The sequence below is a fragment of the Streptococcus sp. A25 genome (assembly GCF_043674095.1).
Lineage (GTDB): Bacteria > Bacillota > Bacilli > Lactobacillales > Streptococcaceae > Streptococcus > Streptococcus suis_V.
Map to the genome: position 1 here is coordinate 87,794 of NZ_JBIMJO010000002.1, position 26,773 is coordinate 114,566.

Below are 26,773 nucleotides of genomic sequence, written 5' to 3' on the forward strand. Positions count from 1 at the left end.
ATGACAAAACAAGATGTCCAAAAAATTATCGTTCTGGATTATGGTAGCCAGTACAACCAGCTGATTTCACGTCGCATCCGTGAATTCGGTGTCTTTTCAGAACTGAAAAACCACAAAATTACTGCTGAGGAGGTCCGCCAAATCAATCCGATTGGTATCGTTCTTTCTGGTGGGCCAAACTCAGTTTACGCGGAAAATGCCTTTGACATTGACTCAGAAATTTTTGAACTGGGGATTCCAATTTTGGGGATTTGCTACGGTATGCAGCTAATTACCCATAAATTGGGCGGTAAGGTGGTGCCTGCTAGCGAGGCTGGTAACCGTGAATATGGTCAGTCAACACTTGAACTCAAGGCTGAGTCTGCTCTTTTTGCTGACACTCCTTCTGAGCAATTGGTTCTTATGAGCCACGGTGACGCTGTGACGGAAATTCCAGCTGACTTCCACTTGGTCGGTCTGTCTACGGATTGCCCTTATGCTGCCATTGAAAATATCGAACGTCGCATCTACGGTATCCAGTTCCACCCAGAAGTTCGTCATTCCGTATACGGTAATGACATCTTGAAGAATTTTGCCTTTGGTATCTGTGGTGCGCGTGGTGACTGGACCATGGAAAACTTCATCGAGACTGAAATCGAGAAAATCCGTGCAACTGTTGGAGACAAGAAGGTTCTTCTGGGTCTGTCTGGCGGTGTGGACTCGTCTGTTGTCGGTGTCCTTCTGCAACGTGCAATCGGTGACCAGTTGACCTGTATCTTCGTTGACCATGGTCTTCTTCGTAAGAATGAAGGCAAACAGGTTATGGAGATGTTGGGTGGCAAATTCGGTCTCAATATCATTCGCGTAGACGCTTCTAAACGTTTCCTAGATTTACTTGCTGGCGTATCTGACCCTGAGAAGAAACGTAAAATCATCGGCAATGAATTTGTTTACGTATTTGACGACGAGGCAAGCAAGCTGACAGATGTAAAATTCCTGGCTCAAGGCACGCTTTACACCGATATTATCGAGTCTGGGACGGATACGGCTGAGACAATCAAGTCTCACCACAATGTGGGCGGACTTCCAGAGGATATGCAATTTGAGTTGATTGAGCCGCTCAATACCCTCTTCAAGGATGAAGTACGTGCGCTAGGAACGGCACTCGGTATGCCTGATGAGGTTGTGTGGCGTCAGCCATTCCCAGGTCCTGGACTGGCTATCCGTATCATGGGCGAAATCACCGAGGAAAAACTCTACACTGTCCGTGAGTCAGACGCTATCCTCCGTGAGGAAATTGCCAAGGCTGGCCTGGACCGTGATGTGTGGCAGTATTTCACGGTCAATACTGGAGTTCGTTCGGTAGGTGTCATGGGAGACGGTCGTACTTATGACTATACCATTGCTATCCGTGCTATCACTTCTGTCGATGGAATGACGGCTGACTTCGCCAAACTTCCTTGGGAAGTTCTTCAGAAAATCTCTGTCCGCATCGTCAACGAAGTCGACCACGTCAACCGCATCGTCTACGACATTACAAGCAAACCACCAGCAACAGTTGAGTGGGAATAGAATAAGTTACTCAAAAAACCGCATGAAATAAAGTGTTTCATCGGTTTTCTTTTATCGTTAGCACCAGTTTAGCACCAAAATATAAAAACTACCAAAATTAATGGTAGTTCATCCTACTTAAAAGCAAATATATTCTTTCTCTCTTCTCCTACCCTATTTTGGTGCCTTGTCTGACAGGTTCAACAGCCGGAACGGCAAGCGGATTCCCTTCGTCTTTCTAGGCAGTCTGCTAACCTGCTTTGGACTGGTCCTTCTACCCTATGCGACCAGCCACAAACTTTTCTGGCTCTTCAATCTTGGCTTGGAACTTGTCTTATTTGCCATGTCCATTTCTCGGGCTCCTGCTATTGCCCTCGTGCCCGATTTGACACTCAAGCCTTTGCGTAGCAAGGCTAATGCCATCATCAATCTTATGGGTGCTGTCGGTGCAATTCTAACGCTCATTGCCCTAGCCCTGCTGGTCGATAAGTCAGACCAGCCTGACTATACTGCCCTCTTCCTGACAGTTGGACTCATTTTGCTAGTCAGCTTTGTCATTCTCCTCTGGAAAATTGATGAGAAAAAAATGGTCATCCCAGTCCAAAATGAAGAGTAAGAGACTGGAGGAACGGGCGAGCTCGACAAGGAAGTCAAGATTTCCCTCTTTTTCCTGCTGGTGTCCATCTTCCTGTGGTTCATGGCCTACAACGGCATTACGACTGCTTTTTCACGCTATGCTATCGCTGTCTGGGACATGGATGCTGGCCAGGTGGCACCCTCGCTCATGCTGGCTACTATTGCAGCAATCATTACCTATATTCCCTTTGGATTTTTAGGGACAAAAATCGGTCGCAGAAAGGCGATTTTGTTAGGAATTTGCCTGGTTTCTGCGACCGATCTTCTCGGTATCATCCCGACCGCTTTTTCAGCCCTGGTCTATCTATCTTTTGCTATTATGGGGGTGGGTTGGGCCTTCATCAATGCTAATTCCCTGCCTATGATTGTAGAGATGAGTCATGTTTCGGATGTGGGCAAGTACACTGGCATGTACTACACTGCCTCTATGGCGGCGCATATTGTGACTCCCATTTTGTCTGGTTTTCTCATGGAGGTGCTGGGATTTGGTGCCCTCTTTCCCTATGCCCTCCTCTTCTCCATCCTGTCCTTGCTGACAATGATTTTGGTCCGGCACGGGGATAGTTCCTAGAAAGGTTGCTATGCTTTATTTACTCGGATTCCTCATTCTCATTGGTTTATTGATTTTTTTGCTCAAGCCTCACATGGGGCGGGTTGACTTTGGTCCCTTTCTGGGCTGGGATTATGCTCACAGGGGTTTTTATGATAATAGCGGAGCTGCACCGGAAAATAGTCTGGCAGCCTATGCTCTAGCTGTGCAGAAAGGCTACGGTTAAACATGGCTTTATAAGATGTTCTGGCGAATTTATCAATTTCACAAAAGCCCAGGCATTTATGACCCTGTGATTCCATCCCTAGCCTAAAACCGCCTATCCCAGCAAATAAATCTAAAAATTTCATTTTTCCTCTCTTTCCAACTAAAAAAGAGCCTTACACATGTAAAACTCTTGCCTATATATGATCATCCATATCTGGTGCACGGATGATTTCAACAATCAAAATGACGATAGAAATCAGATAGATTCCACCTAGTATCCACCAAATCAACTTAATCACCTCCCTTTACTTCTTGTCGTCTCAGTTGCTTGGTCCACTCCGATAGCACACCATTAAATACATATTCAGCTATTACTTCCGCTGACCGAGCAAATCGCATATGTTCCAATGCATACTGATAACGGTCACTAAAATAAATCATGGCATAGTCACTAGCTGACTGAGATAGACCCGTCTGTTTTAACTGGTCATGAACCAAACCCCAAATATAGTCTCGATCGTACTTGGTCACGCCATCGACTTTTGAAGTAAAGTTTTCTTCTTGTTTCTCATCTACTTGCTGCCTCTCCTCCTCGTCCTCAATAAGGAAATCACTCCCTTTAGTTTCACTATATTTAGTCTCACTTCCTTCAGTCTCACTAGGGGCTGAATTTAAGACCGGCCCCGTCTTTCTTTGAGACCCCCCTAGTGTTTTTTTAACACTAGCCCCGTCTGTATGTAAGACTGGGGTAGTTTCATGTTCTAATTCCCCCAAGTAAATTTTATTTGCCATTCGACCTTTTTCACTAGAGGACTGTTGGACTTCATCAATTAAGCCATAGTCACGTAAGGTTTTCTTGATAGAGAGTAATTTTGACTTTGAACAGCCTAAAAGTGCCATCAGATTTGAATTGGAATAAATCAAGTAAATAGCCCCATCCTCATCAATCCAGCCCTTACTCAAAGACAGCTCCAACCTATCTTTTAAAACCGCGTAGGCTACCTTAACCTCCAGCTTTATATCCTTATAACGTTCACTCTCAAACAAAATTTTAGGGAGTTTATAATAACGCTCTGATGTCTGATACTGATTAGCGGTAATTCGTTTCATGATTGTCCCTCCAAGACTAATATTCCAACATTTCCAAATTCATCAAATCGGATTAAACCTAGTTGTTCCAATTCATCAACCAGATGAGTTGCTTTCACAATATCAACTCCTAAGATAGTCACGAGATGACACATCACGATTTGGCGTGATGATTGTTCCTTTTTTTTCATGAATTCCTCCTGAAAATAAAAAAACGAGAACACTTAGTAAAATGTTCTCGCTGAACTATTATATTTTATGACGTATCTATTTTTTGTCTACGCAGTCGACATCCAAACAGACATTCACATCAATGTACTTTTTTTGAACCTTTTTTATGTCAAAATCACTCTTTTCAATAAAGACAAAATGCTTGAAAAAGTGCTTAAAATAAAGGATTTTTACCCGTTGCTTCGTTGTAGCAACACTACGCACTCCACGTGGCTCGAGTTGATGGCATTGATGTCATATTACTTTGCCCGTCTGTGGAAACATATCAGCAGCATTTTTGGAACTATCGGTAGACGGGAACATATCCAGCGGTTTTTGACCATTTTAAGAAATTTCGGTATGAGAGAACCTATCAATGGAATTCTCAACACCAGCCTTTTAGAGATTAAGGGAAGATTCTATAGACTTCTTCATATAATTAACGAGTTCAGTCACCTCAGACTCCATTCCTTTCCACTTATCAATATACTCTCCCAGATAAGCCTTGCTTGCTTTGTCAAGTAAAATGGCATACTCAAAGGGTAATTGAGGTATTGCCCATTCAGCTGCCAGATCTTTTGATCTGATTTCACCAGTAGATGCTGTCAGCCACATTCTGGCTAAAGTTAAAATCACATTGCGTTCATCACCTTTAATGCTAGCTATCAACCCAGGCAAAGATTCTTTAATTGCTTTTCGAATATCTGTCATTGGCACAGGCTCAATTACTTCTGTTGCCTTTGGTCCCAAAAGGTTAATACTATTTTTTCTTAGTTGTGCTAAAAGTATTGCTAAATCCGGATCATAAGTCGGCTCAGGAATTTCTCCCTTTTCAAACTGCTCTCTAAGCCACTCGCCGTACATAAATTCATATTTGGGAGGAAAATGCCAAGGAATAATATCTTTTTGATTAATGACTGTAACTTCAAGAGGTCTCATATCTTTTGTGTTTCCTATTTTCCCAGATATAAGCATTAGTCTGTCTGTAAGATCTCTTCGAGTTCTTTCAGATAAACTACGATTTATTACAACCAAAATATCTACATCGCTATTAATGCGTAATCCTCCCATAACAGCAGAACCGTACAAATATATACCCACTAATATACTATCGAGTAGCTCCTCTATAATTTTCGATGCTTGAATTGCTTCTTTCGGTATTTCTTTGTTATTCATATTCTCGAATGCGAGCTCCTTTCGCGCAAACTTTCTGGGCATCCCGACACATATCTCGAGACCTTTATGGATGTAATTGGGGATGATTCCTTGGGCTTATCCCGTACATTTAAATTCCCGTACATTTAAATTAAAACTGGTTTATTTTAGAAGATTTTACTGCTTTCAAAAAATCCTCAGGTGCTTCTGCAAATTGCAGCTTTTCAAAATCTTTTTGCGGCATATGTTCTTTTAGAATGGTTAAACATTCCTCCAAATCATTTTTTCTATATCCGATTATTGGGTCTGTTAAAAAAGCAAATCCAAAATCAGAATACAATTTTATTCGCACATTGTCAAGTCAAGTGCAACAAGTTCATTGATAACTAGAGATCCAGAGGTTAAGCTGTCTGGGCTAGCCCAAACAGAAATTTCGAGGATTGATATTGAAGAAGTCGTCTGGGGCGCTCATTGATGGCAGTGATATACTTGTCTAGTTCTTCAGAGGTTAGTGAATTAAGTGAGACTCCTTTAGGGACATATTCTCTGAGGAGACCATTGAAGTTCTCGTTTGTGCCTCTCTCATGTGAAGAATAAGGATGTGCAAAGTAAACATCAACGGCTTCCAGGTCTGAGAGTAAACTAAACTCCGCACCATTATCTGCTGTGATGGATGCAATAGGATACAGACTGGTGAGATGCCTTACAGCACTATTAATGGTGTGGGACTGTTTGTCTTCTAGCTTAACGCCCAGTGCATAGCGTGTCTGGCGCTCTACCAAGGTCAAAATAACTGCTTCACCTTTGGTTTTCTTGCCAAGAACTAAATCAATCTCCCAATGCCCAAATTCAGAACGGTCATTGATACACTCTGGACGCTCTTCGATAGACTTACCTAAAGTCTTCCGATTCGTCTTCGTGACTTTCTTAGAACGTTGTCTGATACAAACCATCTTAGGCAAATCGATTGGTTTAATAGCTAACAGCCCCTCTTTGATATAACGATAAATCGTTTTGGTAGAGGGGACGACTTCTTCAGGATGGCTTGCTTTATAAGTCTGAACAAAACTATCTACGCTATGGAGACGGACGTTAGCCTTCAAGGCATCTCCTAATTGTTCAATGAACCTAGCGGAGCAGTCATTCAACTTGAGATAAGAACACTTTCGGCGATTGGTCTCATAGACACGTTGTCCACTATCAGCGAAATAGGCGCTGAAATAAGTTCGTTTCCCATTTTTATCCTGTACCTGATCTACTGAACCACGTTTGATTTCTCGACAGATTGTAGACCGGTGACGACCCAGAAGCCGAGCGATTTCAATTGGTTTCTTTCCCATTTTAAGATAAGCTGCAATTTCACCACGTTCTGTGGCTGAGAGATGAGAATAGGATGAGTTTCTGGTAGAATGAGTGTTGGACATGTTCATCTGCTTTCTATACTGAGTTGGGGAATTCTAGTATATCAGACGAACATGTCTTTTTTGTTGCACTTCATTTTACAACGCGGGTTTTAAAAATAAGTTTAACAAGTTTTACTTTTTGCTGGATTTGCAGAAAATTTTCTGCTATACTGGTCTTATGAAAAAAATGAAACTTGGACAACTCCTGGATTTACCCACTTTTCACCAATTATACAGCATTCCTATCGAAAGAAAAGCCGAACAGCATGAGAATTATATAATCGTTTTTAGCCAGGGCGAAACGCTTTTTGTAGACAGCCAGAGTGAGAACGGTCAGACTTCCCAAGCCCGCTTTGCCAGTCATTTTACAAGGGAGCAACTCCTGATTGGCCTTGGCGCAGTCCCTCACGATAGCTTGGATACCTGCCGTATCCTTGACATCCAGCCAAATATCAGCCATAGAGGTGCTACGACATCTTATTTGCTGGAAAACTATGGTAGCTTGCCTCATTTTAAGAAAATGGCAGAGCGTTACCGAGTTCATGAACGGTCGATCATCTTTGACCCCTACCGCTATTCTTACACGGTAGATGAGAAAAAAATTGCCAAGGACAGAGGATTTACAATCGTTGACCAGAAGGATTACAAAAACTTCCGTGATTTCAAGCCTTTCTTGCAAACCAATCGTGGCACGGTCTATGCCCTTCCCTGTACGTATCAGGATATCAAACGCCAGCAAGAAACCAAGATTTATATCATGGGCTGGTATTTTTATGACCAGCAAATCAAAATCTCCTGGAAACCGTCCCATTCACGAAAGTCCCGCTGGCGCTCCTCGATCATCTTTATTGACAAGGTTACTGATAAATTCTTCTTTCAAGGAGAACTCTATAAAAAGGGAATCTTCCCAATTTTCTTAGAAAATCTAGCCCTTTCCACTGGAACCTCTCAAAAATTCCCCGCCGTTAAACAGACCTATGACCACTTCTTGGACACAGTAAACCAGCAGAAAATTGGAACCGGTGTACGGAAAAAGTAAAAACTGGGCATGAAACCCAGTTTTAGAATATTTACCTGTAGAGCTAAAGGACATTCAAATCTTCACCTGTTTCTTATGGCTGGTGGACCAGTTTGTTGTCTTTATCATAGATTTCGCCATCTTGGTAGACCCAGTAGAGCGAACCGTCATTCCCTTGTAGCAGATTGTAGGGAATAGACTCTGTCCGAGTATAATTTCCTTCAATGACAATCCAATCCTTGTCGCCTAAGATCATTTTGGCATAGTCAATGGTATCCTGCCCACTCTCTAGTTGGATCCCTATGTTTAATTCTGAAAAATCTTTTCCAGAAACTTTTGTGGTCTCAGAGCTACTGGTGCTAGTTGAACTACTTGCCCTTGTCGATGAAGAGCTGCTAGATGGGGAACTGCTGGTGCTTATCTGCCCTATTCTTGTTTTATTGGTGCAGGCACCTAAGAACATGGCAGATAGAAGTAAGATGGATAAACTGCTTCCAAACTTTCTCATAGCAAGACCTCCTACTCACGGTGAATGGTAAATCCTGTTGCTTGCTTGGTGGCCATGATCGTCATATCTGAAATCTGCACATGGGCTGGTTGATTGGCTATAAAAATGGTGCAGTTGGCAATATCTTCTGCCTGAAGTGCATCAATCCCTTGGTAAACTGTTGCTGCTCGCTCCTTGTCTCCATGGAAACGCACCTGGCTGAAGTCCGTCTCCACAATTCCTGGTTGCAATGTTGTCACCTTGATGTTTTTATCAATGGTATCAATGCGGATACCGTCGCTCAAGACCTTGACAGCGGACTTGGTTGCAGCATAAACAGCCGCACCTGCATAGGCATAAATCCCAGCAGTTGAGCCGATATTGACGATGTGACCATTATTGTTTTCTACCATTTGTGGCAAAATCTGACGGGTCACAGTCAGCAGACCACGAACATTGGTATCAATCATAGTCAACATATCAGCCAAATCATATTCTTGGAACTTATCCAGTCCCAAAGCCAGACCAGCATTGTTGACCAAGACGGCCACCTGTCCAACTTCTTTCATAATCTGCTGGCACTGCTCTATAACTTCTTCTACATTTGTTACATCAAACACAGCCAGAGTCACATTGATGCTATAACTTGTTTCCAAGTCCTTTTTAATCGTTTCTAGCTGCTCCTTCCGGCGCCCAGTAATAACTACATTATCACCGTTTTTGGCAAAGGCATATGCAATGGCCTTCCCAATTCCGCTAGTTGCACCAGTAATCATACAGGTTCTTGTCATCTTGGCACACCTCCGTTCATATTTCTATTATAACACTTTTTAAGAGGGAGGGTTAAAAAAGATTGATAAAGCGCATCAGATACATGTTAAATTGGACCTGGCGTGAATAGTACATATTGCCCCCGTTGACATAGAGCTTGCCGCCATTGACAAGAGCAAGTGGATGCCAGTAGGTATAAGTTTCTAGACTAGTATTACCCAAACTTGGTGCGACTACTGTTTTGGAATACTCCTCAGCCAAATCCAGGGAGTTCTCACCTCCATTTGCAGCTACATAATCAATATAAGTCTGCCCAAAATTGTAGGCCTGGACTGCTGTCCAAACATCCACACCACGTTCTCCTGCCAACTGCAAATTCTGACTGAGATAGATAACGCCTTGGCGGATGCTCTCCTTGCTATCTGTAATGGCATTGATATAACCCGTCGCAGACTCGCTAGACTGCATTACGTCGACCTGTTTTCCTTTTGTCTCTGTATAAATCATAGCCAGTACCAGTTCTTCATTTGCTGCGGTATCATTTTCAGCCAGGACTTCTTGGACCAAGGGCTGAAAAGTCATGACCTGCTCAACCGCATGATAGGTCTGGTACAATTGATAACAAAGAAAAACAAGGACGACAAGAAAAATCGTTCTTGTAATTTTTTTCATTTATTTACTCTTAATATCTTCGATGTTTTTAATCAAAATGGAGTAGGTTCCGTTAGGATTTTGGATGAACTCCACCGACTCTGCATCCTCATAGACTGAATTCGGTACAATCAGCTCGATGCCATTTGATAGGGACAATTTCTGATTTTCAAATTTTTTGAGCTGACGGCTGGCATCAATCTCATCAAAGGAAACCTTGTCTGGGATGACTTCCTTCAGCTGGTCGACAAAATTCAAGCGGGCTGTGAGATTGTTGTCAAAAAGCTGGTCGGCCAATTTCTCAGGCGATAACTCATTATCCTCTTCCAAATGATTATAGATAGCCGACTTGACCCTGGACTGGAATTGGAAATCCCCCTGATGAAAACTATCCGCAATTTTTTGTGCGGTCTGCTCAAGGGCCTTAATGGATTTTTTGGCAGAATGAGCTGGCGTAACTTGCAAAAGATTATCTGAAAAATAGTTGAGAAAGGCTCCGTTGTGCTTGATTCTTTTCTCAATCAGGTGGTATTTGTAGGTCTGCAAGTTGATGATGAGGGCTTCGTCAGGTGCGGAGCCTGGACCAGGCAGATTGTTCTGGGTAATCTTCAACGGGCTGTCGCTTTCCGAGCCAACGTGGGCCAGGTTTTCACGTAGAGAAATCCGCAAAAATCCAAAATGTTCAATTCCATTTTTCTCAAAAGCCACAAAAATTAAGTCATTGGTCTTAAGGTTTTCAGAAATTGAAAACTTTTCCTTCCAGAGATTGGCAATTTTGACCGAATTTTCCATCAGATTACCTGACAGATTTTCTAGGAAGGGATTTTCTGAATCAAATTGGCCAGTTTTGGCCTCGTCTGAAAAGACACGTTCAATTTTTTTGCGTAAATATTCTTCTATTTTAGGACTGACAGTCAAAAGCTGGTCGGCAAGGACCAGCTCTGTATCGTCAGGACTAAATTGATGTATGATTGCTTGTTTTACAAATATATCCATTTTTAATTTTCATAGAGTGGGAAGCGGTCTGTCAAGCTGCGAACATCTTGGCGGACTTGCTCCAACACAGTTTCATTTTCAGCATTTTTCAAGGCTGTAATGATGAAGTTAGCTACCTGGCGGCACTCTTCTTCCTTGAAACCACGAGCTGTCACAGCCGCTGTCCCGATACGAATACCAGAGGTCTTAAATGGAGACAAGGTTTCAAATGGAATAGAGTTCTTGTTAAGGGTGATACTTACTTCATCCAGCAAGTTTTGGGCAACTTTTCCGTTTTCAACGACTTTAGTCACATCAACCAAGAAGACATGGTTGTCTGTTCCACCAGAAATAACACGGAAATTCTCGTCAGCTTTGAAGACATCTGCCATTGCCTGACAGTTTTTGATAATCTGGCTTGCGTAGTCTTTGAAGGCTGGGTCCAAGTTTTCCTTGAAGGCAACAGCCTTAGCAGCAATAACGTGCTCCAATGGACCACCCTGCATACCTGGGAAAACTGCAGAATTGATTTTCTTAGCCAATTCTTCGTCGTTGGTCAAAATCAAGCCACCACGAGGGCCACGAAGGGTCTTATGAGTGGTTGTGGTAACAATATGTGCATGTGGAACGGGATTTGGATGAAGACCAGCTGCAACAAGACCTGCGATATGAGCCATATCTACCATCAAGTAAGCACCAACTTCATCAGCAATTGCACGGAATTTTTCAAAGTCAATGGTACGAGAATAGGCAGATGCACCTGCAACAATCAATTTGGGTGATACTTCTTTTGCACGAGCCAAAATTGCATCGTAGTCCAAGACTTCTGTCTCCTTATCAACACCATAAGCTACGAAATTGTAAGTCTTACCTGAGAAGTTGACAGGAGAACCGTGGGTCAGGTGACCACCAGCTGACAAATCCATACCCAAAACAGTATCACCTGGCTGGATGAGCGCCATATAGGCTGCTGCATTAGCCTGGCTACCAGAATGCGGTTGTACATTGGCAAAGTTAGCACCGAAAATTTCCTTAGCGCGCTCGATAGCAAGATTTTCAATCACGTCAACTACTTCTGTACCACCATAATAACGTTTACCAGGGTAGCCTTCCGCATATTTATTAGTAAGAATAGATCCCTGAGCTGCCATAACAGCCTTAGAAACGACATTTTCAGAGGCAATCAATTCAATATTGTGTTGCTGACGATCTTCCTCGTCCTTAATCGCATCCCAAAGTTCTTTGTCAAATTCTTTATAATCAACTAAATCGAAAATCATCTATGATACTCCTATTTTATGGTTAGACGTGGGTCAATCTGCAAATTCAATTTCAGGTACAGCAGCCAAAATTTCTTCCTTGGTGATAGCACCTTGACGCAAAATTCGTGCTTGCTGACCAGAAAGGTCCAAAATGGTCGAATCTACACCAGTCAGGGCTTGATCATCCTCAAAGCCTACCAGCTCTTGAGAAAACTGGGCCTGAATATCCTGGAAATATCTTCCGCTTTCTTTTCCTGATAAATTAGCAGATGGACCAATGAGAGGGCCAATCATGTTTATCAATTGTAAGGTTATTTCGTGCTTTGGCACCCGAAAACCTACAGTTGCCAGACCTGAATTTATCCAAACAGGAACATTATTGTTCGCTTTTAGGATAATTGTTAGGGGGCCAGGCATAAAACTATTATACACTTTTTCAAGAAAAAAGGGAGGATTTTGACTAAAATAATGGATATCGTTCAGGTTTGACACATTTAGGTTCATAGCCTTATCGCGCGGGCGTCGCTTGAGTTCATAAACATGATTAACAGCAGTTTCCGACAGGGCCTTGGCAAAAAGCCCGTAGACGGTCTCCGTCGGCATAATGACTGCACCGTCGTTTTCAATTATTGTTCGGAATTTATCCATTATCATCAGCAACCACCTTTCTATCCTGGCCAAACTGGTCCTTCAGTACTCGGACATTTTTTTCTGGGAAATGCTGACGCAGTAAATCAGACACCTGCTGCCCTTGTTTGTAGCCAATTTCAAAGTAGATTTTTCCATTATTAGTCAAAAATTGACCAGCTTGCTCAATGATATTTCGATAGATAGCCAAGCCATCTTCTTCTGCAAAGAGCGCTACATGTGGCTCTGATGCAAGGACATTTAGCTCGACCTCAGCCTTATCATCTGGCGAAATATAGGGCGGATTGGAGACGATGATGTCAAAGGTTCCAGAAATATTTTCAAACAAATCGGACAGGATAAACTGGACGTCAACCTTGTTGCGCTCAGCATTTTCCTGGGCTAAAGTCAGTGCGTCGGGTGAAATATCTACTGCAACTACATCCCAATCTGCTCTAGCATGAGCAAGAGAAACCGCAATAGCACCGCTGCCAGCTCCAATGTCCAAAACTCGTAAATTAGCTCTGCTATTTTCCGACAAAACCAAATCAACCAACTCCTCTGTCTCCGGTCTCGGAATGAGCACCCGCTCGTCCACCTTGAAACGCAATCCGTGAAAGTCCTCGTAACCAAGGATGTACTGAGCTGGCTGATGCGCTTTGAGCTGCTGAAAAATCTGCTCGATTACGTCCCGCTCCTCAGCCGACACTTCTTGACGAAGTAGCAAGACAAAGGCGGTCAGATCAAGATTTTTCAGACCTCGATAGACAAAAGAGAGGCTCTCAGGCTCCTCTCCCACTGCCAAAAGCTCTGCCTCATAGACAGAAAAAAGTTGGGCGTATGTCATTACTTATTCAGCTCTTCCAGTTTTTGCGTTTGATCATAGAGTACCAAGGCATCGACAACCTCATCCATCTTACCAGACAAAATGGTGTCCAGTTTTTGCAGGGTAAGACCGATACGGTGGTCGGTCACACGGTTTTGCGGGAAGTTGTAAGTACGAATCCGCTCCGAACGGTCACCAGTGCCGATGGTTGACTTGCGCTCAGCATCTTGCTCGTCTTGGGCAATTTGGGCAAAATGGTCAGCCACACGCGCTCGGATGATTTTCATAGCCTTGTCACGGTTCTTTTGCTGGGTACGCTCTTCCTGCATTTCGACCTTAATGTTGGTCGGCAAGTGAACGATACGAACGGCAGTCGCCACCTTGTTGACGTTCTGACCACCAGCACCAGAGGCATGGTAAATGTCGACACGAAGGTCTTTTGGATCGATGTCATATTCCACTTCTTCTACTTCTGGCATAATTAGGACAGTTGCTGTTGAGGTGTGGACACGACCTTGGCTTTCTGTCACAGGGACACGTTGGACACGATGTGCTCCTGATTCATACTTGAGTTTTGAATAAACGGATTGACCAGAGACCATGGCAACTACTTCCTTGATACCGCCGACACCATTATAAGAAGCCTCCATGACTTCAAAGCGCCAGCCTTGGCTTTCTGCGTATTTTTGGTACATGGTCAACAAATCGCCAGCAAAAAGTGCGGCCTCATCACCACCTGCTGCACCACGGATTTCCAAGATGATATTTTTGTCATCGTTAGGGTCTTTTGGTAAAAGAAGGATTTTCAGCTTTTCTTCGTACGCCTCTTTATCAGACTTAGCTTGTTTAAGTTCTTCCTTAGCCATTTCCTCCAAGTCAGCATCGCCAGAAGATTCTTTGATCATCTCTTCTGCATCGATGATGTTTTGAAGTACAGTCTTATATTCGCGGTAGGCTGTTACTGTATCACGAGTTGCCGCTTCTTCTTTGGACAACTCCATAAAACGCTTGGTATCACTGACCACATCAGGGTCAGACAACAATTCACCAAGTTCCTCGTAGCGATCTTCCACCGCCTGTAATTGATCGTAGATGTTCATAAAATTAAGATACAAAGCCCGTTAAACAAGCACAGTCAAAATAGGAATTTCGGCCAAGCGTTACAAACACTTGGAGAAATTATCTTTTTGACACAGCTTGTAGGGCGTGTTCAATTCCCTTCTATAATGTGTAGGTCATGAAACAGGCACAGTTCGTAGCCCGTGTTCAATTCCTCTCTAAAAATTGTTTGGAACAAAATGTTCCACTCTTTTTATCCTATTAAATGACTATATTTCAGGTGAAAAATAGTGTCTGCGGCAGACTGGAATATAGGTTTCGTTGCCTCCGATTTGGATTTGCTCTCCCTCGTAGGTCGGTTTGCCGTCCTGAGTTCGCAAGACCATGGTTGCTTTCTTTGAGCAATACTGGCAAATGGTTTTGATTTCTTCAATCTTGTCCGACAAGAGTAACAAATGTTTCGAGCCTTCAAACAATTCATTTCTAAAATCATTTTTAAGACCGAAGGCCATAACTGGCACACCGAGTTCGTCTACCACACGGGCAAGGTCATAGACGTGATGACGTCGGAGAAACTGAGCCTCGTCGATGAGGACACAATAAGGAAGCGGGTCCATTTTCTCAATATAACCAAATACATCCATCTGGTCGTCAATTGCCACCGCATCTCTTCTCATACCAATTCGACTAGAAACGATTCCGAAAGCATCACGGGTATCCAGTGCCGAAGTCATAATGACAACGGGTTTTCCCTGCTCCTCGTAGTTGTGGGCTACCTTGAGAATTTCAATGGTCTTACCAGAGTTCATGGTACCGTATTTATAGTATAATTGAGCCATTTTTCCTCTTCCGTTCTAAAATTTCACTCCCTCCATTTTATCATAAAATCACTATTATGGGAAAGAGAAAAACAAGCCCAGTTGAGCTTGTTTGGAAATCATGGCCACATGAATAAATTTAAAACCAACTCTAATAGCAGCTCACCCCATTTGGGCTTCCATTTATAGAGAACCAGGATGGTGTAAATAGCAGAAAACAATGTTATGGTTACCAGGATGGGTCCGATGATGGTGCTGATTGGAAACACTGCCATTGCAAAATAAAGGGTAAATAGACCTAGTAACAAAGCTAAGATGATGCGGTATGCAGGTTTCATAACAGTCCCTCCTGTTTTATCTACTCGCAACCAATTCCGTCGCCATCTCTGTCTAGGTGACTTCCATAACCAGGTTGACCTTGATAGACCGGAGCTGCTCCTGCTGCTCTCGCTGCCTTACAGTTCGGATAGTAAACATTGCTTGCAGGTGCTTGCGCAAAACCATGGATTTGACCTTGTGATTGAGCCGCCGCTTGAGCCTGGGCTGCAGCTTGCTCTTCAGCAATTCGTTTGGCCTCAGCCGCCTGGCGCTCTTCCTCCTCTTTACGAGCCTTTTCTGCGATAGCCTTCTCAGCATTCCAGTATTTGATGACAACCTTGCTATTTTTCTTATAAACAGTATCCTTCTGGGAATCCCAAGCCTTCCCATCTATTTCAATAACGCTCACCTGACCATTTTTACTGATATCATCTGTTTCGGTAGCAACTTCGGAAATCTGAGTGAAGCCCGCAGCAGTAAATAACTCCTTATTTTTTTCTACTGTTGCATTTGAAATATTCTTAGGTACTTCAGCAAAGTTTGAAAAATCATAGTAACTGATGACGATTGGCGTTGCTTTTTTTAAGATAATATCTTGCTTGGTATCTAGTCTTAGTTTCTCACCATCTACTGTAATATCGCGGATGGTCCCGTGTTTTGACTTGTCCTTTTCTTCAATTTTATCCCACTTTACCTGTGTAAATCCGACTTCAGTCAGGGATTTTTCTAAATCTGCCTTATTTTTAGTCTCTAAAGCATCCTGTGGAAATTTCAAATTATCCTTGCTAGCATCAAAATAAGTTACTTTGACAGGAAGACTTGTCGAATAAAAGTAGCCTTTCTGATAGGAATAGGGACCAATTTCCAAATTCTCTACTTGATCGTGCTTGTCATTATTTCCTTCTGCCAACAACATAACAGAAGATAGCTCAATATTGTCAAACCCTGCCTCTGTCAACTCTTTTTCAAGCTCAGTGACATTTCCAGGATAGGAAAGATTGCTTAATTCAACCGCATCATCTTTCGGGGCATGATAAGATATAGAAATCGGTACATTTTTTGAGGCAGTCCCTTCTTTCCATTCTTCGCCATCAACAAGAACAACTTCTACCTTACTACTTTCATCAATTTTTCCGTACTCTAAATCTGCAATTTTTAAACTTTCCTTGATATTTTCAAATCCAGCCTCTTTATAGATTTGTAGAACTTTTTCAATAGGTTGGCCGTAAACTTGTTCTTTCGCCGGCAACTCAGCAGTCGTCAATTGAATTCCTGCAACACTTGCTACCAACAAACCACCTGCTACAGTAGCTGTTTTTCTGTTGAAAATCTTTCTGATTTTACTTTGATTTATAATCTTATCTAGCATATCTATCTCCTTTCTTTCACAATATTATTATATAGAACAAAGGATAAAATTGCAATTATTTATAAAATACTTGAATAATTTTTTTACTGTGATAAAATATTCAACAAAAAGGAGAATTTATATGCCATTTGTACGTATTGATTTATTTGAAGGTCGCACTGAGGAGCAAAAAATTGCCCTAGCTCGTGAGGTGACAGAGGTTGTTTCGCGTAATACCAACGCCCCGAAGGAAGCTATCCATGTCTTTATTAACGACATGAAAGAGGGAACTTATTTCCCGCATGGCGAAATGAAACGCAAATAAGTAAAAACTGACTTGTCTTCTTTCAAGTCAGCTTTTTCTTATTGCTTATCTTTTTTTTACAATATATCGTAAGCGTAGATTCAAGGAAATCCCGCAGGTGAATATCCCGACAATCAAGCCAATCCAGTAAGCTTTTGGTCCCAAGTCTGTCAGACTATCCAGCAACCAGGCAATAGGGAAGGTCATGGACCAGTAGGACACCAGGCCTAGCACAAAGGGAAAGGTGGTGTCCTTGTAGCCCCGTAAAATCCCCTGAATCGGTGCTGTAAAGGCATCTGCCAGTTGGAAAAAGAGGGCAAAGACCAGGAAGTCAGATGTTAAGGCGATAAATTCAGGTTCTATACCATAAAGACCTGCTACCATTTCCCGATTAAAATAAAGGAAAGTCAAGGTCAGACTGGCAAAGAGAACGGCTGTCAAGCGGCCAATCAGACTGTACTGCTGGACATCTTTCAGGCGTTTTGCCCCGTGTTCGTAGGAAACCAGAATAGGCAGGGCCATGGAAATGCTGAGCGGGAAGGCATACATGAGAGTCGCAAAATTCATAGCTGCCTGGTGGGCCGCAATGGTCTGCGCAGAATATTTGGACATGTAGAGCCCGACCACTGCAAAAATGGCTACTTCTGCGAAAACCTGCAGACCGATGGGAAGACCGATTTTTACCCCTTCTTTGAGCATGGCAGGATTAAAGGATGTCCAGTCCCACACTTGGTAGGATGCAATCTGCTTATTTTTCCTCATGACCAGGACAACCACTGCTAAGACTGCCCAATAAGCCAAAGCAGTCCCAAGTCCAGCACCTGATCCGCCCAGGGCCGGCAGTCCCAATTTCCCATAAATCAAGAAATAGTTAAAGAGGGTGTTAAAGGGAACCAGGAGCAACATGAGGTACATGGACAGTCGGGTCAGACCGAGGGCATCGAAAAAGGACCGGCAGACGCTGAAGATGAGAAAAGGCGGGATGCCAATGGAAATATAGTAGAGATAGGACAGAGCAACTCCTGCAACTTCAACATCTAAGCCTAGCCAGCTCAAAATAGGCCTAGCAAAAACAAAGACCAATATATACAAAATTAAGGCCAAAAAGCCAGACAAATAGACAAACTGGTGAAATTCTTCGCGAATCTTGTTCTTATCGCCCTTGCCCAGATGATAGCCGATAATGGGAACCAAAGCCGACACAATCCCTGTCAAAAAGGAGAAAAATGGGTTCCACAAACTGGTCGCCATAGAAACACCCGCCAAATCAAGGGTACTAAACTGTCCCGTCATCATGGTATCGATGAAAGAAGCCGAAAAGTTAGCAAATTGATAAATCAAAATCGGCAGAAAAATTTTTAGAAAGAGAAGAAACTTTTCTTTTATTGTTTTAGTTGGATACATAATCGGTCCTTTAATCTTAGTCAATCTATTGTTTCAAGAAAAGGACCTGCACTGCAAGTCCTCTATTTCATTACAAACATAAATTAAATCGAATCGCCGTTCCAGATGGAATTTTTCACGACGACATAGTCCACATGGCGCAGGCTGTTCAAATCACGACCACCTGCGTAAGAAATGGATGACTGCAGGTCCTGTTCCATTTCCACCAAAGTATCCTTGAGATGCCCCTTAGCTGGCAGGAGAATTTTCTTGCCTTCTACATTTTTATAAGCACCTTTTTGATATTCAGAGGCCGATCCGTAGTATTCTTTGAATTTCTCGCCGTCCACTTCAATGGTTTTACCCGGACTTTCAATATGCCCTGCAAAGAGGGAACCAATCATGACCATGCTGGCACCGAAACGGATGGATTTGGCAATGTCACCATGCGTACGAATACCACCATCCGCAATAATGGGTTTACGAGCCGCTTTAGCACACCAACGAAGGGCTGCCAGCTGCCAACCACCTGTACCAAAACCTGTCTTAACCTTAGTAATACATACTTTACCCGGACCAATGCCGACCTTGGTTGCGTCAGCACCCGCATTCTCCAACTCACGAACCGCTTCAGGCGTCCCAACATTTCCTGCGATAACAAATGTCTCTGGTAACTCTTTCTTAATATGCTTGATCATCTTGATGACACTGTCCGCATGACCATGCGCAATGTCAATGGTGATAAATTCGGGCACATCGTTTTTCAAGCTAGTCACAAAATCATATTCGTAGTCTTTGACACCGACCGAAATAGAAGCAATCAAACCTTGGTCATGCATCCGTTTGATAAAGGGAATGCGTCCTTCTTCGTCAAAACGGTGCATAATGTAGAAATAACCGTCCTTAGCCAGCATCTCCGCCACATCCTCATCAATAATGGTCTGCATATTGGCTGGAACTACAGGAAGTTTGAAACTGTACTTGCCCAAAGTCACCGTCGTATCCGCCTCAGAACGGCTGTTGATGATACACTTGTTGGGAATTAACTGAATATCCTCATAGTCAAATACCGGCATTTCGTTGTACATAGCTTTACCTCATTTTCTGAACTATCTTACGAAAAATACATTGTTTTTTCGTTTTTTAATCAACTTACAGAATAAATTATATACTATCGTTTGGTTTTTGTCAAATACAAAACCATACAGATGATTAACGTTCGTTTATTCTCGTTTATTCAACGTTTAGAACGTCACTTCATTCGTATTATTCGATTTTTGAGAATATTTTAGAACAAATTCAAAAAATCATTCTTGTTTTCTGAATGAAATTGTCCTAACAATCAAAAAAATCTCCAAAAACTGAAGATTTTTTAATCAAATTCATATAACTGCGGAAATTTTGCACATTCTGGATTTTTCGGATGGCAGACTTCCCGTCCAAAATAAATCATGGCCTGATGGGCTGGGAGCCAGAGTTCTGGTGGCAAAACTTCCATGACCCGTTTTTCTGTTTCCAGTGGCGTAGCGGATTTTTTAACAATATCATGGTGTTTGCAGATGCGACCGACATGCGTATCCACCGCAAAAGCTGGGATGCCAAAGCCGACACTCATGACGACGTTGGCGGTCTTTCGCCCTACTCCTGCCAAACTTTCCAATTCCTCGCGTGTCTGTGGAACTACACCGTCAAATTGATCCAACAACTGCTGGGCGCATTCTTTAAGGAATTTAGCCTTGTTACGGTAAAGACCCAAGCGTGAAATATAGGGCTCAATGTCTTTGACCTCGGCTGCTGCCATAGCCTCTGGTGTCGGATAGGCCTCAAACAAGGCAGGTGTTTCCTTATTGACCGCCACATCTGTCGTCTGAGCAGACAACATGACCGCTACCAGCAGTTCAAAATGATTTCTAAAATCCAAACTTGGCTTGGCGTCTGGATAGAGGGCAATAATTTCTTCAATCACTTTTCGTGCACGTTTTTTTGATAATACCATGTAAACCTCTAGTCCTTATTTCTTGAAAATTCTCTTGCTCCTTGGAACATATAGCGAATATTGTCCGCTATTTTTATTTCTGGTAGCATCATTTTTCGTTTTCGTATGGCAAATTGCAAAATCAATAACCAATACCAGTTGGCTGTCATCCGCTTGAAGATTGCACCTTTTTTTCGACAAAATTCTGGTGAATTAGACCGATCCCAATAAGAAGCTCTAGCATCTATCAAAGTTGCAATTTTGACAGGATAACTATAAATTTTCAATCCCTTGCGAAGAGCATCGAATAATAAAATATTTTCTTCACCCGAACCATATTTAGCACCAATTCCGAACCGTTCATCAAACACAATTCCTTTTTGTAATATACTAGATTTTTTAAAGCTAATCTGCACAGAAGAGGTTCTCATTGCCCCAATATGATGAATTCTTCCTTTTTTCAATGGTTTCTTGGCCATGGTTGCCACCTCATTGTCTACATAAAAGACAATCACATCCGCATCTGGAAATTCCTGATAGGCCTCAGCCACAATCTCCTGGTAGTTATCGACAAAAACCATGTCATCATCTGCAATTTGACAAATCGCATGCTCAGGTGCTAGGGCAAGAGCATCGTTTCTACTGGCACTCAAGCCCAAACGATTGGAATGCAGTATGGTCGAACGCTCTTTTGTTACCAATTCAGACTGCTCACGACCTGACCGATACTGATTAACAATAATCGTGACAACAGATGTTAAATTCATCGTCTCAAGTAATTTGTCTACATTGTGATTATCCACTGTTGCTACTAATACAACCATTCCTATATCCTCCTCTTCACAGCGTTATAGGCATACCCAATGAAGGGAATAATCGTTTGAATTAAGGATAGACCTTCTACTTTTCTAAATAGATACCATGTCCGTTTGATGGCCTTTAGTTTGTTTGCAGATAAGGAAGAGTTGACGCGGCGGTAGATAGACAGAGCTTCAGGTAAGCTATAAGCGTAACCTGTAACTTTCAGTATCTTCCACCAAGTAGCAGTATCCTGTCCTCTACGGACATCAGGCATCGCAATCTGCTCTTTTGTCAACTGGTGTAAATCCAGCATAACGGTTGAAGTGAAAATCGTGTGATTGCGTAGCGATTCCTGGTAAGAGATTTTAGCAGGAACTTTGACTATTTTGTTTAAACTTGTACCGTTTTCGTCAGCAAATTGGTAGGCTGTAAATGTAAAAGCATGACCGTTTGCTTCTGCGAAGGCAAGTTGCTTTTCTAATTTTGTTGGCAACCAAAGGTCATCTGCGTCTAAGAAGCAAATATAGCGACCATGCGCCGCTGCTACCCCTTTATTCCTAGATATTGCCACCCCTGAATTAGTGGGATTCTCCAAGAGATTCAAATCGGGTACCCAAGTCATCATCTCTTTAACAAGGACAACAGACTGGTCTGTCGAGCAATCGTCTACCACGATAATTTCATAATTCTGATAGGTTTGTTGTAAAACAGAGTTAATTGTCTCAGTAATATAGTCAGCTGCATTATACATGGGTATAATTACGCTAACCAATGGACGAGATAGGTCTTTATTCATTGCATATCCTCAGCAAATATATTTGAAAATTAGTATCTATTATAGTAATATTAATAGCGATAATAGACGAGAAGGAAAAAACAAAATGTCTTTACCATTAATTTCAGTAGTTATTCCCAACTACAATAGAGGTCATCTACTGCAAGAAGTCGTCAAAAGTGTCATTAGTCAAACCTACTCCAATTGGGAAATTATTGTTGTGGATGACTTTTCGACAGATGACTCACTAGCTGTCCTAAAGCAATTGCAGGAGCAAATCCCTCAGCTTATTGTACACCAATTAGCTGAAAATAGTGGCGCTAATGTTTGTCGCAATAAGGGCGTTGAGCTAGCTAAAGGTGAATTGATTGCCTTTCTGGATTCCGATGACTATTTCTTGCCAAGTAAGTTAGAAAAACAAGAACTTATCTTCCGAAAATATCCCGGAGTAGGATTTGTCGTGACTGGATTTGGCTCAACTGCTATCCATGTACCATCGGAAGGACTTCTGTATGTTGGAGATACTATTTTACAAAATAATCTCGGTGGTTTCTCAACCTTGATGGTAAAAAAATCCTTGTTCCTACAGATTGGTGGCTTGGATAACAGCTTATTAAGCTGTCAAGATTGGGATCTCTTTTTAAAACTCCTAGAAGTTTCCAAGGGCTATAAGATTTCGGAAGACCTAGTTGTCTATGAAATTCAAGATGACAGCATTTCAAAAAACAGCAACAAGGTCATTCAAGGTTATCAGATTGTTTCCAAACGTGCTGCCGAGATAAATAGCAGACTAAAACTCGTGCCTGCGAGAAAACTAGCTAGCTACCAGGAATATTATCTAGCTCTGCGCTACTATGGTTTAAGAGACATTGGTCAGGTACGCCATCATCTGTGGCAGTCACTGCGTATCCAACCAACTCCACTTGCAGCTATCTATCTCCTTGTTTCTTGTTTTGGTTGGCAAGCCCTTCGTGGTTTTATTAACCTAAAAAATAAAATAAAGTAAAAGCGTAGAATCTGTGTTCACAAGTTGTAAATACAGGTTCTAAGGAAACAAAACCAAGCAAGAGGGATGACAGCCGATAATTGGTTGGCAGTAGATACAAAATAGCAAGAAAAACAGGTAAGAATACTCATTTTTTAAGAGACTATACAAGTATTTGTTCTTTCTGAAATCCAATCTTTTCAGGTATGCTTTAGCAGATTGATAGGTTTCTTTATTGTTTTCTTTGATGGAAACCATCAATAATTGCAAGAGCGCCTCAATCAATTTAAATTCATAATACTCTTTATGATTCTTGCAATTTTTAAGCAAAAGCTCGCAGGAAGCAACTAATTCGAGAATATTCTTTACTCGGAAATCTGAACTGAGCGAATTTGCACAAATACGATAGGTGTACATCTGATCATGAACACTTGTAATATTATTAGCTGCAACCATTAAGTCAACATAGACACCATCACTATTTCCTTTTAAAATTATGAAACCCTTCACATCATTCTACCAAAAAAGGGTTTACTTTTCAAAAAATGTTACCAAAAAATTCACAAGGAAAGGCTTGGAATGAATACAAAATCACTGAAAATCAACGGGATTATTTCCCTTTTGAACAAATGTATTTCAATCGTCTGTAGTTTAATTCTCCCTCGGCTTTTCATCACAGCTTATGGTTCAGAAGTCAATGGGCTCATGTCCAGTATTACTCAATATCTGACCTTGATTAGCCTATTGGATATGGGAATGGGAACTGTCGTCCAAGTTGCTATGTATAAACCATTGTTGGACCAAGATTATGGGAAGCTGTCCACCATTTATTATAAGTCTCAGCAATTTTTCAATAAGATTGGACTCTTTTTAATCGTTTATGTCGGTGCGCTCTGCCTCTTTCTCCCTCAGGTACTGTCCAGCCATTTCTCACAGCAACAAATAATGAGTCTGATTGCTATTCTTTCTCTGTCGCATCTCCTTCAATTTTTTGTTGGCATCACCAGTCAAATCATTTTAGGCTCTGATCAAAAAGCCTATATCAAGGAAATCTTACAAGGATTGACCAATATTGCCAATCTCTTACTTTCCATGTTTCTCATTAAACAGGGACAAACTGTATTTCTAGTTAAATTCGTTTCAGCATTGGTCTTTATAATCCCACCAATCTCTATCAGTTACTACGTCCACAAGCATTACCATATTTCCAAGCAAGGAATTGATAAAAACTTTAAAATCAATCAACAATGGTATGGAATTGGTCAGCATATCGCCTATACTGTTCAAGAAAGTACCGATATTGTCATCCTTTCTATGTTCTCAAGCTTGAACAGTGTATCTGTCTATGCGATTTATAACACGGTCTTTCAGGGAATTAAAACTTTTCTCAATGCAGCAACCAGTGGCCTGCGTCCCTTTCTTGGGCGTGCCTTACATTTGGACGATCACCAACTTCTCTTTCGGCAATTTAGAAAGTTAGAATGGCTCTTACATACTGGTTCAACCATTGTCCTTGCGACAACCTTTCAATTGGTGACGCCATTCATCCTTCTCTATACGGATAAGGTGACCGATGCCAATTATAACCAGCCCTTGTTTGGTTATATCATGACCCTTTCCCTGCTTCTCTATGCAATTCGCTTGCCTTACCGGACCTTGGTTTTCGCTAGCGGTGAATTTAAGAAAACACAGTTTGGAACCTATACCGAAGCTATCTTAAACTTAGCGATTTCTCTGATGTTAGTTGTACCTTTAAACATTGTTGGCGTTGCCATAGGCACAGCTGTTTCGCAAGCCTTCAGTCTGGGCTATTATATCTGGTATACCTACCGTTTTATCATTATAGGTCAACCCGTTTCAATCTCTAAACAATTACTGATGGATGCGGCTATCTTTACCTTGTCCAACCTCCTGCTCCTTCCATTTACTGGAAGTATTGGTTCCATTGTCGGTTGGATTGTCTTTGGCAGCATCAGTATCCTTGTCACAACCATTATCAGTTTGATGATCAATTATGCTTTCTCTCGGAAAGAATTATTTGACTTTTTAAAACGAAAACTGCCAGCATAAGAAATACCATACTAGTTCAAGACAAGTTTGTCCATCTAGTATGGTATTTTTCTATATGGCTACGCTAAGGTAGATTTAATCCTTCCACATCTCTTGCCGATAAACAGCATAGACTACTGAAAGCATGATGATGAGACTATAATCTCCATACATACTCCCCGTTACAAAGAATTTCAAAAAGAAGGCTGAGACTGCAAAAACGACAACTTTCTTATTGGTCATAGATGCTCGGAAAAAGGTTGTGCCGATAAAATAAACGAGAAAGAGCAAGATCATTGTCCCCAAAACCCAGCCAAAGCTCAGATAGGTTTCCAAGATAAAATTATGGACATATATACCATCCGGCATCAAGGTTCTGTCAAAAAAGGCCCCGTTGATTTCCCCACCCATGATTTTCAAATGCGCGATAGCCGTCTCTATCATAAACTTACGCCCTGTGCTCTCGCCAATAATCCCTTGATTAATACGGTTGAGAATATAGGAACCTTCTATATGAACAGAAGCAAGTACCCGTCTAAGAAAGAGGAAAATTCCGGCAAACAGGGCCAAGCCAGAGAAAATTTGTAAGAAGGTTTTTAAGGTTAGGTGACGCAGGACTTTTTTTTCAATCAAATCTATGAACAAGCATAGAAAACTACCCACTGCCAACCAAATCAAGGGACCACGCGCCCCATAAATAACCCCTTCTAGCAACATAACAATCGCAATGCCTGCTTTCAACAGGCTTGGGCGATGAATGAAATTAAAGACAAACAACAGCCAAATCGGTAACAAGTTATAGGAATATGGCATGTAATTTGTCGCATTATGAAAGACATATTTTGCGATAAAAGCACTGACAATAATCACATAATTCATATATTCTATGAACTTGCTGGTAAAGAGATAGGAAAAATCAGTTATTCGGGATAAAATCAAGACCGCATAGGGTAAATAAAAGGTGTAAATCATCACCATCTCAACCCCTGTAAAAGTCCTTTTGACAAATCGATTACTGGTCAAATACAAAATAATATACAAGAGATAGATGAAATATAAACTCGTCAGCCGTTTCATGGACAAAGGGAAACGCACAAAGATAACAAAAGCAAATAGATAAATAAGCGCATAGAAGAAAAAGATGCTTTTGCTCGCGAGATAGGCAAATCCCAGCCGTTGTAAGGCCGTCGCCATCACCATACTGAGGGGATAGATGCTAATCGAGACATAAAAGAAAATGACACTCCACTTATTGAAGGTATTATTCTCCATACCTGTTTACCCATAACACAAGTTTTTCCCTACAAGATTGTTGTAGAAACATCGATTGTGGCCCTCCCATATCCTGTTCTTTCCGGCGTTCGTACAATTTATGTACTCCTACTTCTCTAATCATTTCTCTTCCTTCGTCTGATAATATTTACTAACACCATATTATAACACCTCGATTTCAAAAATAGAAATAATAGATATTCTCGAACCCAAAATCCCCATTTTAAAAGTGCCCAACCAAGGATAAAAGACTTCTCTGTGCTATAATAGTAGCAGGACAGAAAGGAAT

The 26,773-nt window shown here is 41.8% G+C and carries 31 protein-coding genes and 1 pseudogene; 8 read left to right on the plus strand and 24 right to left on the minus strand.

The window, feature by feature from the left end:
- From guaA to ACHBID_RS01345, 4 genes are all read left to right on the plus strand, one after another.
- Window positions 1-1,551, plus strand: a complete 1,551-nt coding sequence (guaA, locus tag ACHBID_RS01330) for a glutamine-hydrolyzing GMP synthase (RefSeq protein WP_105160920.1) — start codon at window positions 1-3, stop codon at window positions 1,549-1,551.
- A 127-nt stretch (window positions 1,552-1,678) separates the two neighbouring features.
- A complete protein-coding gene (locus tag ACHBID_RS01335; protein ID WP_394731470.1) occupies window positions 1,679-2,146 on the plus strand; it encodes an MFS transporter in 468 nt (155 codons plus the stop codon).
- A 60-nt stretch (window positions 2,147-2,206) separates the two neighbouring features.
- On the plus strand, window positions 2,207-2,737 hold the full coding sequence (locus ACHBID_RS01340) for an MFS transporter (RefSeq protein ID WP_394731441.1): 531 nt from the start codon (window positions 2,207-2,209) through the stop codon (window positions 2,735-2,737).
- 10 nt (window positions 2,738-2,747) lie between these two features.
- Window positions 2,748-2,942 carry a hypothetical protein gene (locus tag ACHBID_RS01345; RefSeq protein ID WP_394731474.1) on the plus strand — a complete coding sequence of 65 codons (195 nt, stop codon included), beginning with the start codon at window positions 2,748-2,750 and terminating at the stop codon, window positions 2,940-2,942.
- On the opposite strand, the pseudogene ACHBID_RS01350 reads toward ACHBID_RS01345, so the two are convergent.
- The 6 genes and pseudogenes from ACHBID_RS01350 to ACHBID_RS01375 form a co-directional block, all read right to left on the minus strand.
- A pseudogene (locus ACHBID_RS01350) lies at window positions 2,938-3,066 on the minus strand (DNA cytosine methyltransferase); the annotation flags it as partial. The gene ACHBID_RS01345 and the pseudogene ACHBID_RS01350 sit on opposite strands and share 5 nt — an antisense overlap.
- Before the next feature lie 148 nt (window positions 3,067-3,214).
- Window positions 3,215-4,033 carry a replication initiator protein A gene (locus ACHBID_RS01355; RefSeq protein WP_394731442.1) on the minus strand — a complete coding sequence of 273 codons (819 nt, stop codon included), beginning with the start codon at window positions 4,031-4,033 and terminating at the stop codon, window positions 3,215-3,217.
- Window positions 4,030-4,203 (minus strand): hypothetical protein, encoded by a 174-nt coding sequence (locus tag ACHBID_RS01360; RefSeq protein WP_394731443.1) that lies wholly within the window; start codon window positions 4,201-4,203, stop codon window positions 4,030-4,032. The genes ACHBID_RS01355 and ACHBID_RS01360 overlap by 4 nt, the downstream gene beginning before the upstream one ends.
- Before the next feature lie 418 nt (window positions 4,204-4,621).
- Window positions 4,622-5,398 carry an aminoglycoside nucleotidyltransferase ANT(9) gene (gene ant(9), locus ACHBID_RS01365; protein WP_029750077.1) on the minus strand — a complete coding sequence of 259 codons (777 nt, stop codon included), beginning with the start codon at window positions 5,396-5,398 and terminating at the stop codon, window positions 4,622-4,624.
- 130 nt (window positions 5,399-5,528) lie between these two features.
- Window positions 5,529-5,729, minus strand: a complete 201-nt coding sequence (locus ACHBID_RS01370) for a hypothetical protein (protein ID WP_394731444.1) — start codon at window positions 5,727-5,729, stop codon at window positions 5,529-5,531.
- A 49-nt stretch (window positions 5,730-5,778) separates the two neighbouring features.
- Window positions 5,779-6,801, minus strand: a complete 1,023-nt coding sequence (locus ACHBID_RS01375) for an IS30 family transposase (RefSeq protein WP_394731471.1) — start codon at window positions 6,799-6,801, stop codon at window positions 5,779-5,781.
- Between the two features lie 157 nt (window positions 6,802-6,958).
- Here ACHBID_RS01375 and ACHBID_RS01380 point away from each other — a divergent pair, with 157 nt between their 5' ends.
- Window positions 6,959-7,819, plus strand: coding sequence for a hypothetical protein (locus ACHBID_RS01380; RefSeq protein ID WP_125266347.1), 861 nt, complete (start codon window positions 6,959-6,961; stop codon window positions 7,817-7,819).
- A 73-nt stretch (window positions 7,820-7,892) separates the two neighbouring features.
- Here ACHBID_RS01380 and ACHBID_RS01385 read toward each other — a convergent pair whose 3' ends face one another.
- The 11 genes from ACHBID_RS01385 to ACHBID_RS01435 form a co-directional block, all read right to left on the minus strand.
- Window positions 7,893-8,306, minus strand: coding sequence for a hypothetical protein (locus ACHBID_RS01385; RefSeq protein WP_394731445.1), 414 nt, complete (start codon window positions 8,304-8,306; stop codon window positions 7,893-7,895).
- Between the two features lie 11 nt (window positions 8,307-8,317).
- Entirely contained in the window at window positions 8,318-9,076 is a 759-nt protein-coding gene (locus ACHBID_RS01390; protein WP_394731446.1) for an SDR family NAD(P)-dependent oxidoreductase, read from the minus strand.
- 52 nt (window positions 9,077-9,128) lie between these two features.
- Window positions 9,129-9,728, minus strand: a complete 600-nt coding sequence (locus tag ACHBID_RS01395) for a lysozyme family protein (RefSeq protein ID WP_167785406.1) — start codon at window positions 9,726-9,728, stop codon at window positions 9,129-9,131.
- The gene (locus tag ACHBID_RS01400) at window positions 9,729-10,703 is read right to left on the minus strand and encodes a nucleoid-associated protein (protein ID WP_394731447.1); all 975 of its coding nucleotides are present in this window, start codon (window positions 10,701-10,703) and stop codon (window positions 9,729-9,731) included.
- A 2-nt stretch (window positions 10,704-10,705) separates the two neighbouring features.
- Entirely contained in the window at window positions 10,706-11,962 is a 1,257-nt protein-coding gene (glyA, locus tag ACHBID_RS01405; RefSeq protein ID WP_172021442.1) for a serine hydroxymethyltransferase, read from the minus strand.
- Window positions 11,963-11,995: 33 nt separating this feature from the next.
- The gene (locus tag ACHBID_RS01410) at window positions 11,996-12,598 is read right to left on the minus strand and encodes an L-threonylcarbamoyladenylate synthase (RefSeq protein WP_185741522.1); all 603 of its coding nucleotides are present in this window, start codon (window positions 12,596-12,598) and stop codon (window positions 11,996-11,998) included.
- Complete coding sequence (prmC, locus tag ACHBID_RS01415) at window positions 12,585-13,418, minus strand: peptide chain release factor N(5)-glutamine methyltransferase (RefSeq protein ID WP_394731448.1); 834 nt, start codon at window positions 13,416-13,418, stop codon at window positions 12,585-12,587. The genes ACHBID_RS01410 and prmC overlap by 14 nt, the downstream gene beginning before the upstream one ends.
- The gene (gene prfA / locus ACHBID_RS01420; RefSeq protein WP_257104520.1) at window positions 13,418-14,497 is read right to left on the minus strand and encodes a peptide chain release factor 1; all 1,080 of its coding nucleotides are present in this window, start codon (window positions 14,495-14,497) and stop codon (window positions 13,418-13,420) included. The genes prmC and prfA overlap by 1 nt, the downstream gene beginning before the upstream one ends.
- A 228-nt stretch (window positions 14,498-14,725) precedes the next feature.
- Entirely contained in the window at window positions 14,726-15,295 is a 570-nt protein-coding gene (locus tag ACHBID_RS01425) for a thymidine kinase (RefSeq protein WP_125266353.1), read from the minus strand.
- 98 nt (window positions 15,296-15,393) lie between these two features.
- Window positions 15,394-15,612, minus strand: a complete 219-nt coding sequence (locus tag ACHBID_RS01430; RefSeq protein ID WP_105110162.1) for a hypothetical protein — start codon at window positions 15,610-15,612, stop codon at window positions 15,394-15,396.
- Between the two features lie 20 nt (window positions 15,613-15,632).
- The gene (locus ACHBID_RS01435) at window positions 15,633-16,961 is read right to left on the minus strand and encodes an excalibur calcium-binding domain-containing protein (RefSeq protein WP_394731449.1); all 1,329 of its coding nucleotides are present in this window, start codon (window positions 16,959-16,961) and stop codon (window positions 15,633-15,635) included.
- Between the two features lie 121 nt (window positions 16,962-17,082).
- Between ACHBID_RS01435 and ACHBID_RS01440 the strand changes: the two genes are divergently transcribed.
- A complete protein-coding gene (locus ACHBID_RS01440) occupies window positions 17,083-17,265 on the plus strand; it encodes a 4-oxalocrotonate tautomerase (protein WP_024413156.1) in 183 nt (60 codons plus the stop codon).
- Window positions 17,266-17,310: 45 nt separating this feature from the next.
- Here ACHBID_RS01440 and ACHBID_RS01445 read toward each other — a convergent pair whose 3' ends face one another.
- The 5 genes from ACHBID_RS01445 to ACHBID_RS01465 form a co-directional block, all read right to left on the minus strand.
- Entirely contained in the window at window positions 17,311-18,648 is a 1,338-nt protein-coding gene (locus ACHBID_RS01445; RefSeq protein WP_394731473.1) for an MATE family efflux transporter, read from the minus strand.
- An 83-nt stretch (window positions 18,649-18,731) separates the two neighbouring features.
- Window positions 18,732-19,715, minus strand: a complete 984-nt coding sequence (guaC, locus tag ACHBID_RS01450) for a GMP reductase (RefSeq protein ID WP_105160907.1) — start codon at window positions 19,713-19,715, stop codon at window positions 18,732-18,734.
- A 284-nt stretch (window positions 19,716-19,999) separates the two neighbouring features.
- A complete protein-coding gene (gene nth, locus ACHBID_RS01455; protein ID WP_105160906.1) occupies window positions 20,000-20,623 on the minus strand; it encodes an endonuclease III in 624 nt (207 codons plus the stop codon).
- An 8-nt stretch (window positions 20,624-20,631) separates the two neighbouring features.
- On the minus strand, window positions 20,632-21,426 hold the full coding sequence (locus ACHBID_RS01460; protein ID WP_105160905.1) for a hypothetical protein: 795 nt from the start codon (window positions 21,424-21,426) through the stop codon (window positions 20,632-20,634).
- A gap of 2 nt (window positions 21,427-21,428) precedes the next feature.
- Window positions 21,429-22,199 (minus strand): glycosyltransferase family 2 protein, encoded by a 771-nt coding sequence (locus tag ACHBID_RS01465; protein WP_105123345.1) that lies wholly within the window; start codon window positions 22,197-22,199, stop codon window positions 21,429-21,431.
- 85 nt (window positions 22,200-22,284) lie between these two features.
- Here ACHBID_RS01465 and ACHBID_RS01470 point away from each other — a divergent pair, with 85 nt between their 5' ends.
- On the plus strand, window positions 22,285-23,184 hold the full coding sequence (locus ACHBID_RS01470; protein WP_161948260.1) for a glycosyltransferase family A protein: 900 nt from the start codon (window positions 22,285-22,287) through the stop codon (window positions 23,182-23,184).
- 39 nt (window positions 23,185-23,223) lie between these two features.
- Here the strand turns inward: ACHBID_RS01470 and ACHBID_RS01475 are convergent, their stop codons facing one another.
- Complete coding sequence (locus ACHBID_RS01475; protein ID WP_394731450.1) at window positions 23,224-23,673, minus strand: hypothetical protein; 450 nt, start codon at window positions 23,671-23,673, stop codon at window positions 23,224-23,226.
- 69 nt (window positions 23,674-23,742) lie between these two features.
- Between ACHBID_RS01475 and ACHBID_RS01480 the strand changes: the two genes are divergently transcribed.
- Complete coding sequence (locus ACHBID_RS01480) at window positions 23,743-25,233, plus strand: lipopolysaccharide biosynthesis protein (protein ID WP_394731451.1); 1,491 nt, start codon at window positions 23,743-23,745, stop codon at window positions 25,231-25,233.
- 75 nt (window positions 25,234-25,308) lie between these two features.
- Here the strand turns inward: ACHBID_RS01480 and ACHBID_RS01485 are convergent, their stop codons facing one another.
- Complete coding sequence (locus ACHBID_RS01485) at window positions 25,309-26,484, minus strand: hypothetical protein (RefSeq protein ID WP_394731452.1); 1,176 nt, start codon at window positions 26,482-26,484, stop codon at window positions 25,309-25,311.
- Between the last annotated feature and the right edge of the window lie 289 nt (window positions 26,485-26,773).

Bases quoted from the DNA above. Each gene is read 5' to 3' on its own strand.
- ACHBID_RS01380 (WP_125266347.1), top strand. From the start codon at position 6,959: ATGAAAAAAATGAAACTTGGACAACTCCTGGATTTACCCACTTTTCAC.
- ACHBID_RS01345 (WP_394731474.1), top strand. From the start codon at position 2,748: ATGCTTTATTTACTCGGATTCCTCATTCTCATTGGTTTATTGATTTTT.
- ACHBID_RS01470 (WP_161948260.1), top strand. From the start codon at position 22,285: ATGTCTTTACCATTAATTTCAGTAGTTATTCCCAACTACAATAGAGGT.
- ACHBID_RS01390 (WP_394731446.1), bottom strand. From the start codon at position 9,076: ATGACAAGAACCTGTATGATTACTGGTGCAACTAGCGGAATTGGGAAG.
- guaC (WP_105160907.1), bottom strand. From the start codon at position 19,715: ATGTACAACGAAATGCCGGTATTTGACTATGAGGATATTCAGTTAATT.
- ACHBID_RS01460 (WP_105160905.1), bottom strand. From the start codon at position 21,426: ATGGTTGTATTAGTAGCAACAGTGGATAATCACAATGTAGACAAATTA.
- ACHBID_RS01430 (WP_105110162.1), bottom strand. From the start codon at position 15,612: ATGAAACCTGCATACCGCATCATCTTAGCTTTGTTACTAGGTCTATTT.
- ACHBID_RS01375 (WP_394731471.1), bottom strand. From the start codon at position 6,801: ATGTCCAACACTCATTCTACCAGAAACTCATCCTATTCTCATCTCTCA.
- ACHBID_RS01465 (WP_105123345.1), bottom strand. From the start codon at position 22,199: ATGAATAAAGACCTATCTCGTCCATTGGTTAGCGTAATTATACCCATG.
- ACHBID_RS01400 (WP_394731447.1), bottom strand. From the start codon at position 10,703: ATGGATATATTTGTAAAACAAGCAATCATACATCAATTTAGTCCTGAC.
- ACHBID_RS01445 (WP_394731473.1), bottom strand. From the start codon at position 18,648: ATGTATCCAACTAAAACAATAAAAGAAAAGTTTCTTCTCTTTCTAAAA.
- ACHBID_RS01480 (WP_394731451.1), top strand. From the start codon at position 23,743: ATGAATACAAAATCACTGAAAATCAACGGGATTATTTCCCTTTTGAAC.
- ACHBID_RS01385 (WP_394731445.1), bottom strand. From the start codon at position 8,306: ATGAGAAAGTTTGGAAGCAGTTTATCCATCTTACTTCTATCTGCCATG.
- ACHBID_RS01355 (WP_394731442.1), bottom strand. From the start codon at position 4,033: ATGAAACGAATTACCGCTAATCAGTATCAGACATCAGAGCGTTATTAT.
- ACHBID_RS01395 (WP_167785406.1), bottom strand. From the start codon at position 9,728: ATGAAAAAAATTACAAGAACGATTTTTCTTGTCGTCCTTGTTTTTCTT.
- glyA (WP_172021442.1), bottom strand. From the start codon at position 11,962: ATGATTTTCGATTTAGTTGATTATAAAGAATTTGACAAAGAACTTTGG.
- prfA (WP_257104520.1), bottom strand. From the start codon at position 14,497: ATGAACATCTACGATCAATTACAGGCGGTGGAAGATCGCTACGAGGAA.
- guaA (WP_105160920.1), top strand. From the start codon at position 1: ATGACAAAACAAGATGTCCAAAAAATTATCGTTCTGGATTATGGTAGC.
- ACHBID_RS01425 (WP_125266353.1), bottom strand. From the start codon at position 15,295: ATGGCTCAATTATACTATAAATACGGTACCATGAACTCTGGTAAGACC.
- ACHBID_RS01485 (WP_394731452.1), bottom strand. From the start codon at position 26,484: ATGGAGAATAATACCTTCAATAAGTGGAGTGTCATTTTCTTTTATGTC.
- nth (WP_105160906.1), bottom strand. From the start codon at position 20,623: ATGGTATTATCAAAAAAACGTGCACGAAAAGTGATTGAAGAAATTATT.
- ACHBID_RS01360 (WP_394731443.1), bottom strand. From the start codon at position 4,203: ATGAAAAAAAAGGAACAATCATCACGCCAAATCGTGATGTGTCATCTC.
- ACHBID_RS01440 (WP_024413156.1), top strand. From the start codon at position 17,083: ATGCCATTTGTACGTATTGATTTATTTGAAGGTCGCACTGAGGAGCAA.
- prmC (WP_394731448.1), bottom strand. From the start codon at position 13,418: ATGACATACGCCCAACTTTTTTCTGTCTATGAGGCAGAGCTTTTGGCA.
- ACHBID_RS01435 (WP_394731449.1), bottom strand. From the start codon at position 16,961: ATGCTAGATAAGATTATAAATCAAAGTAAAATCAGAAAGATTTTCAAC.
- ACHBID_RS01410 (WP_185741522.1), bottom strand. From the start codon at position 12,598: ATGATAATGGATAAATTCCGAACAATAATTGAAAACGACGGTGCAGTC.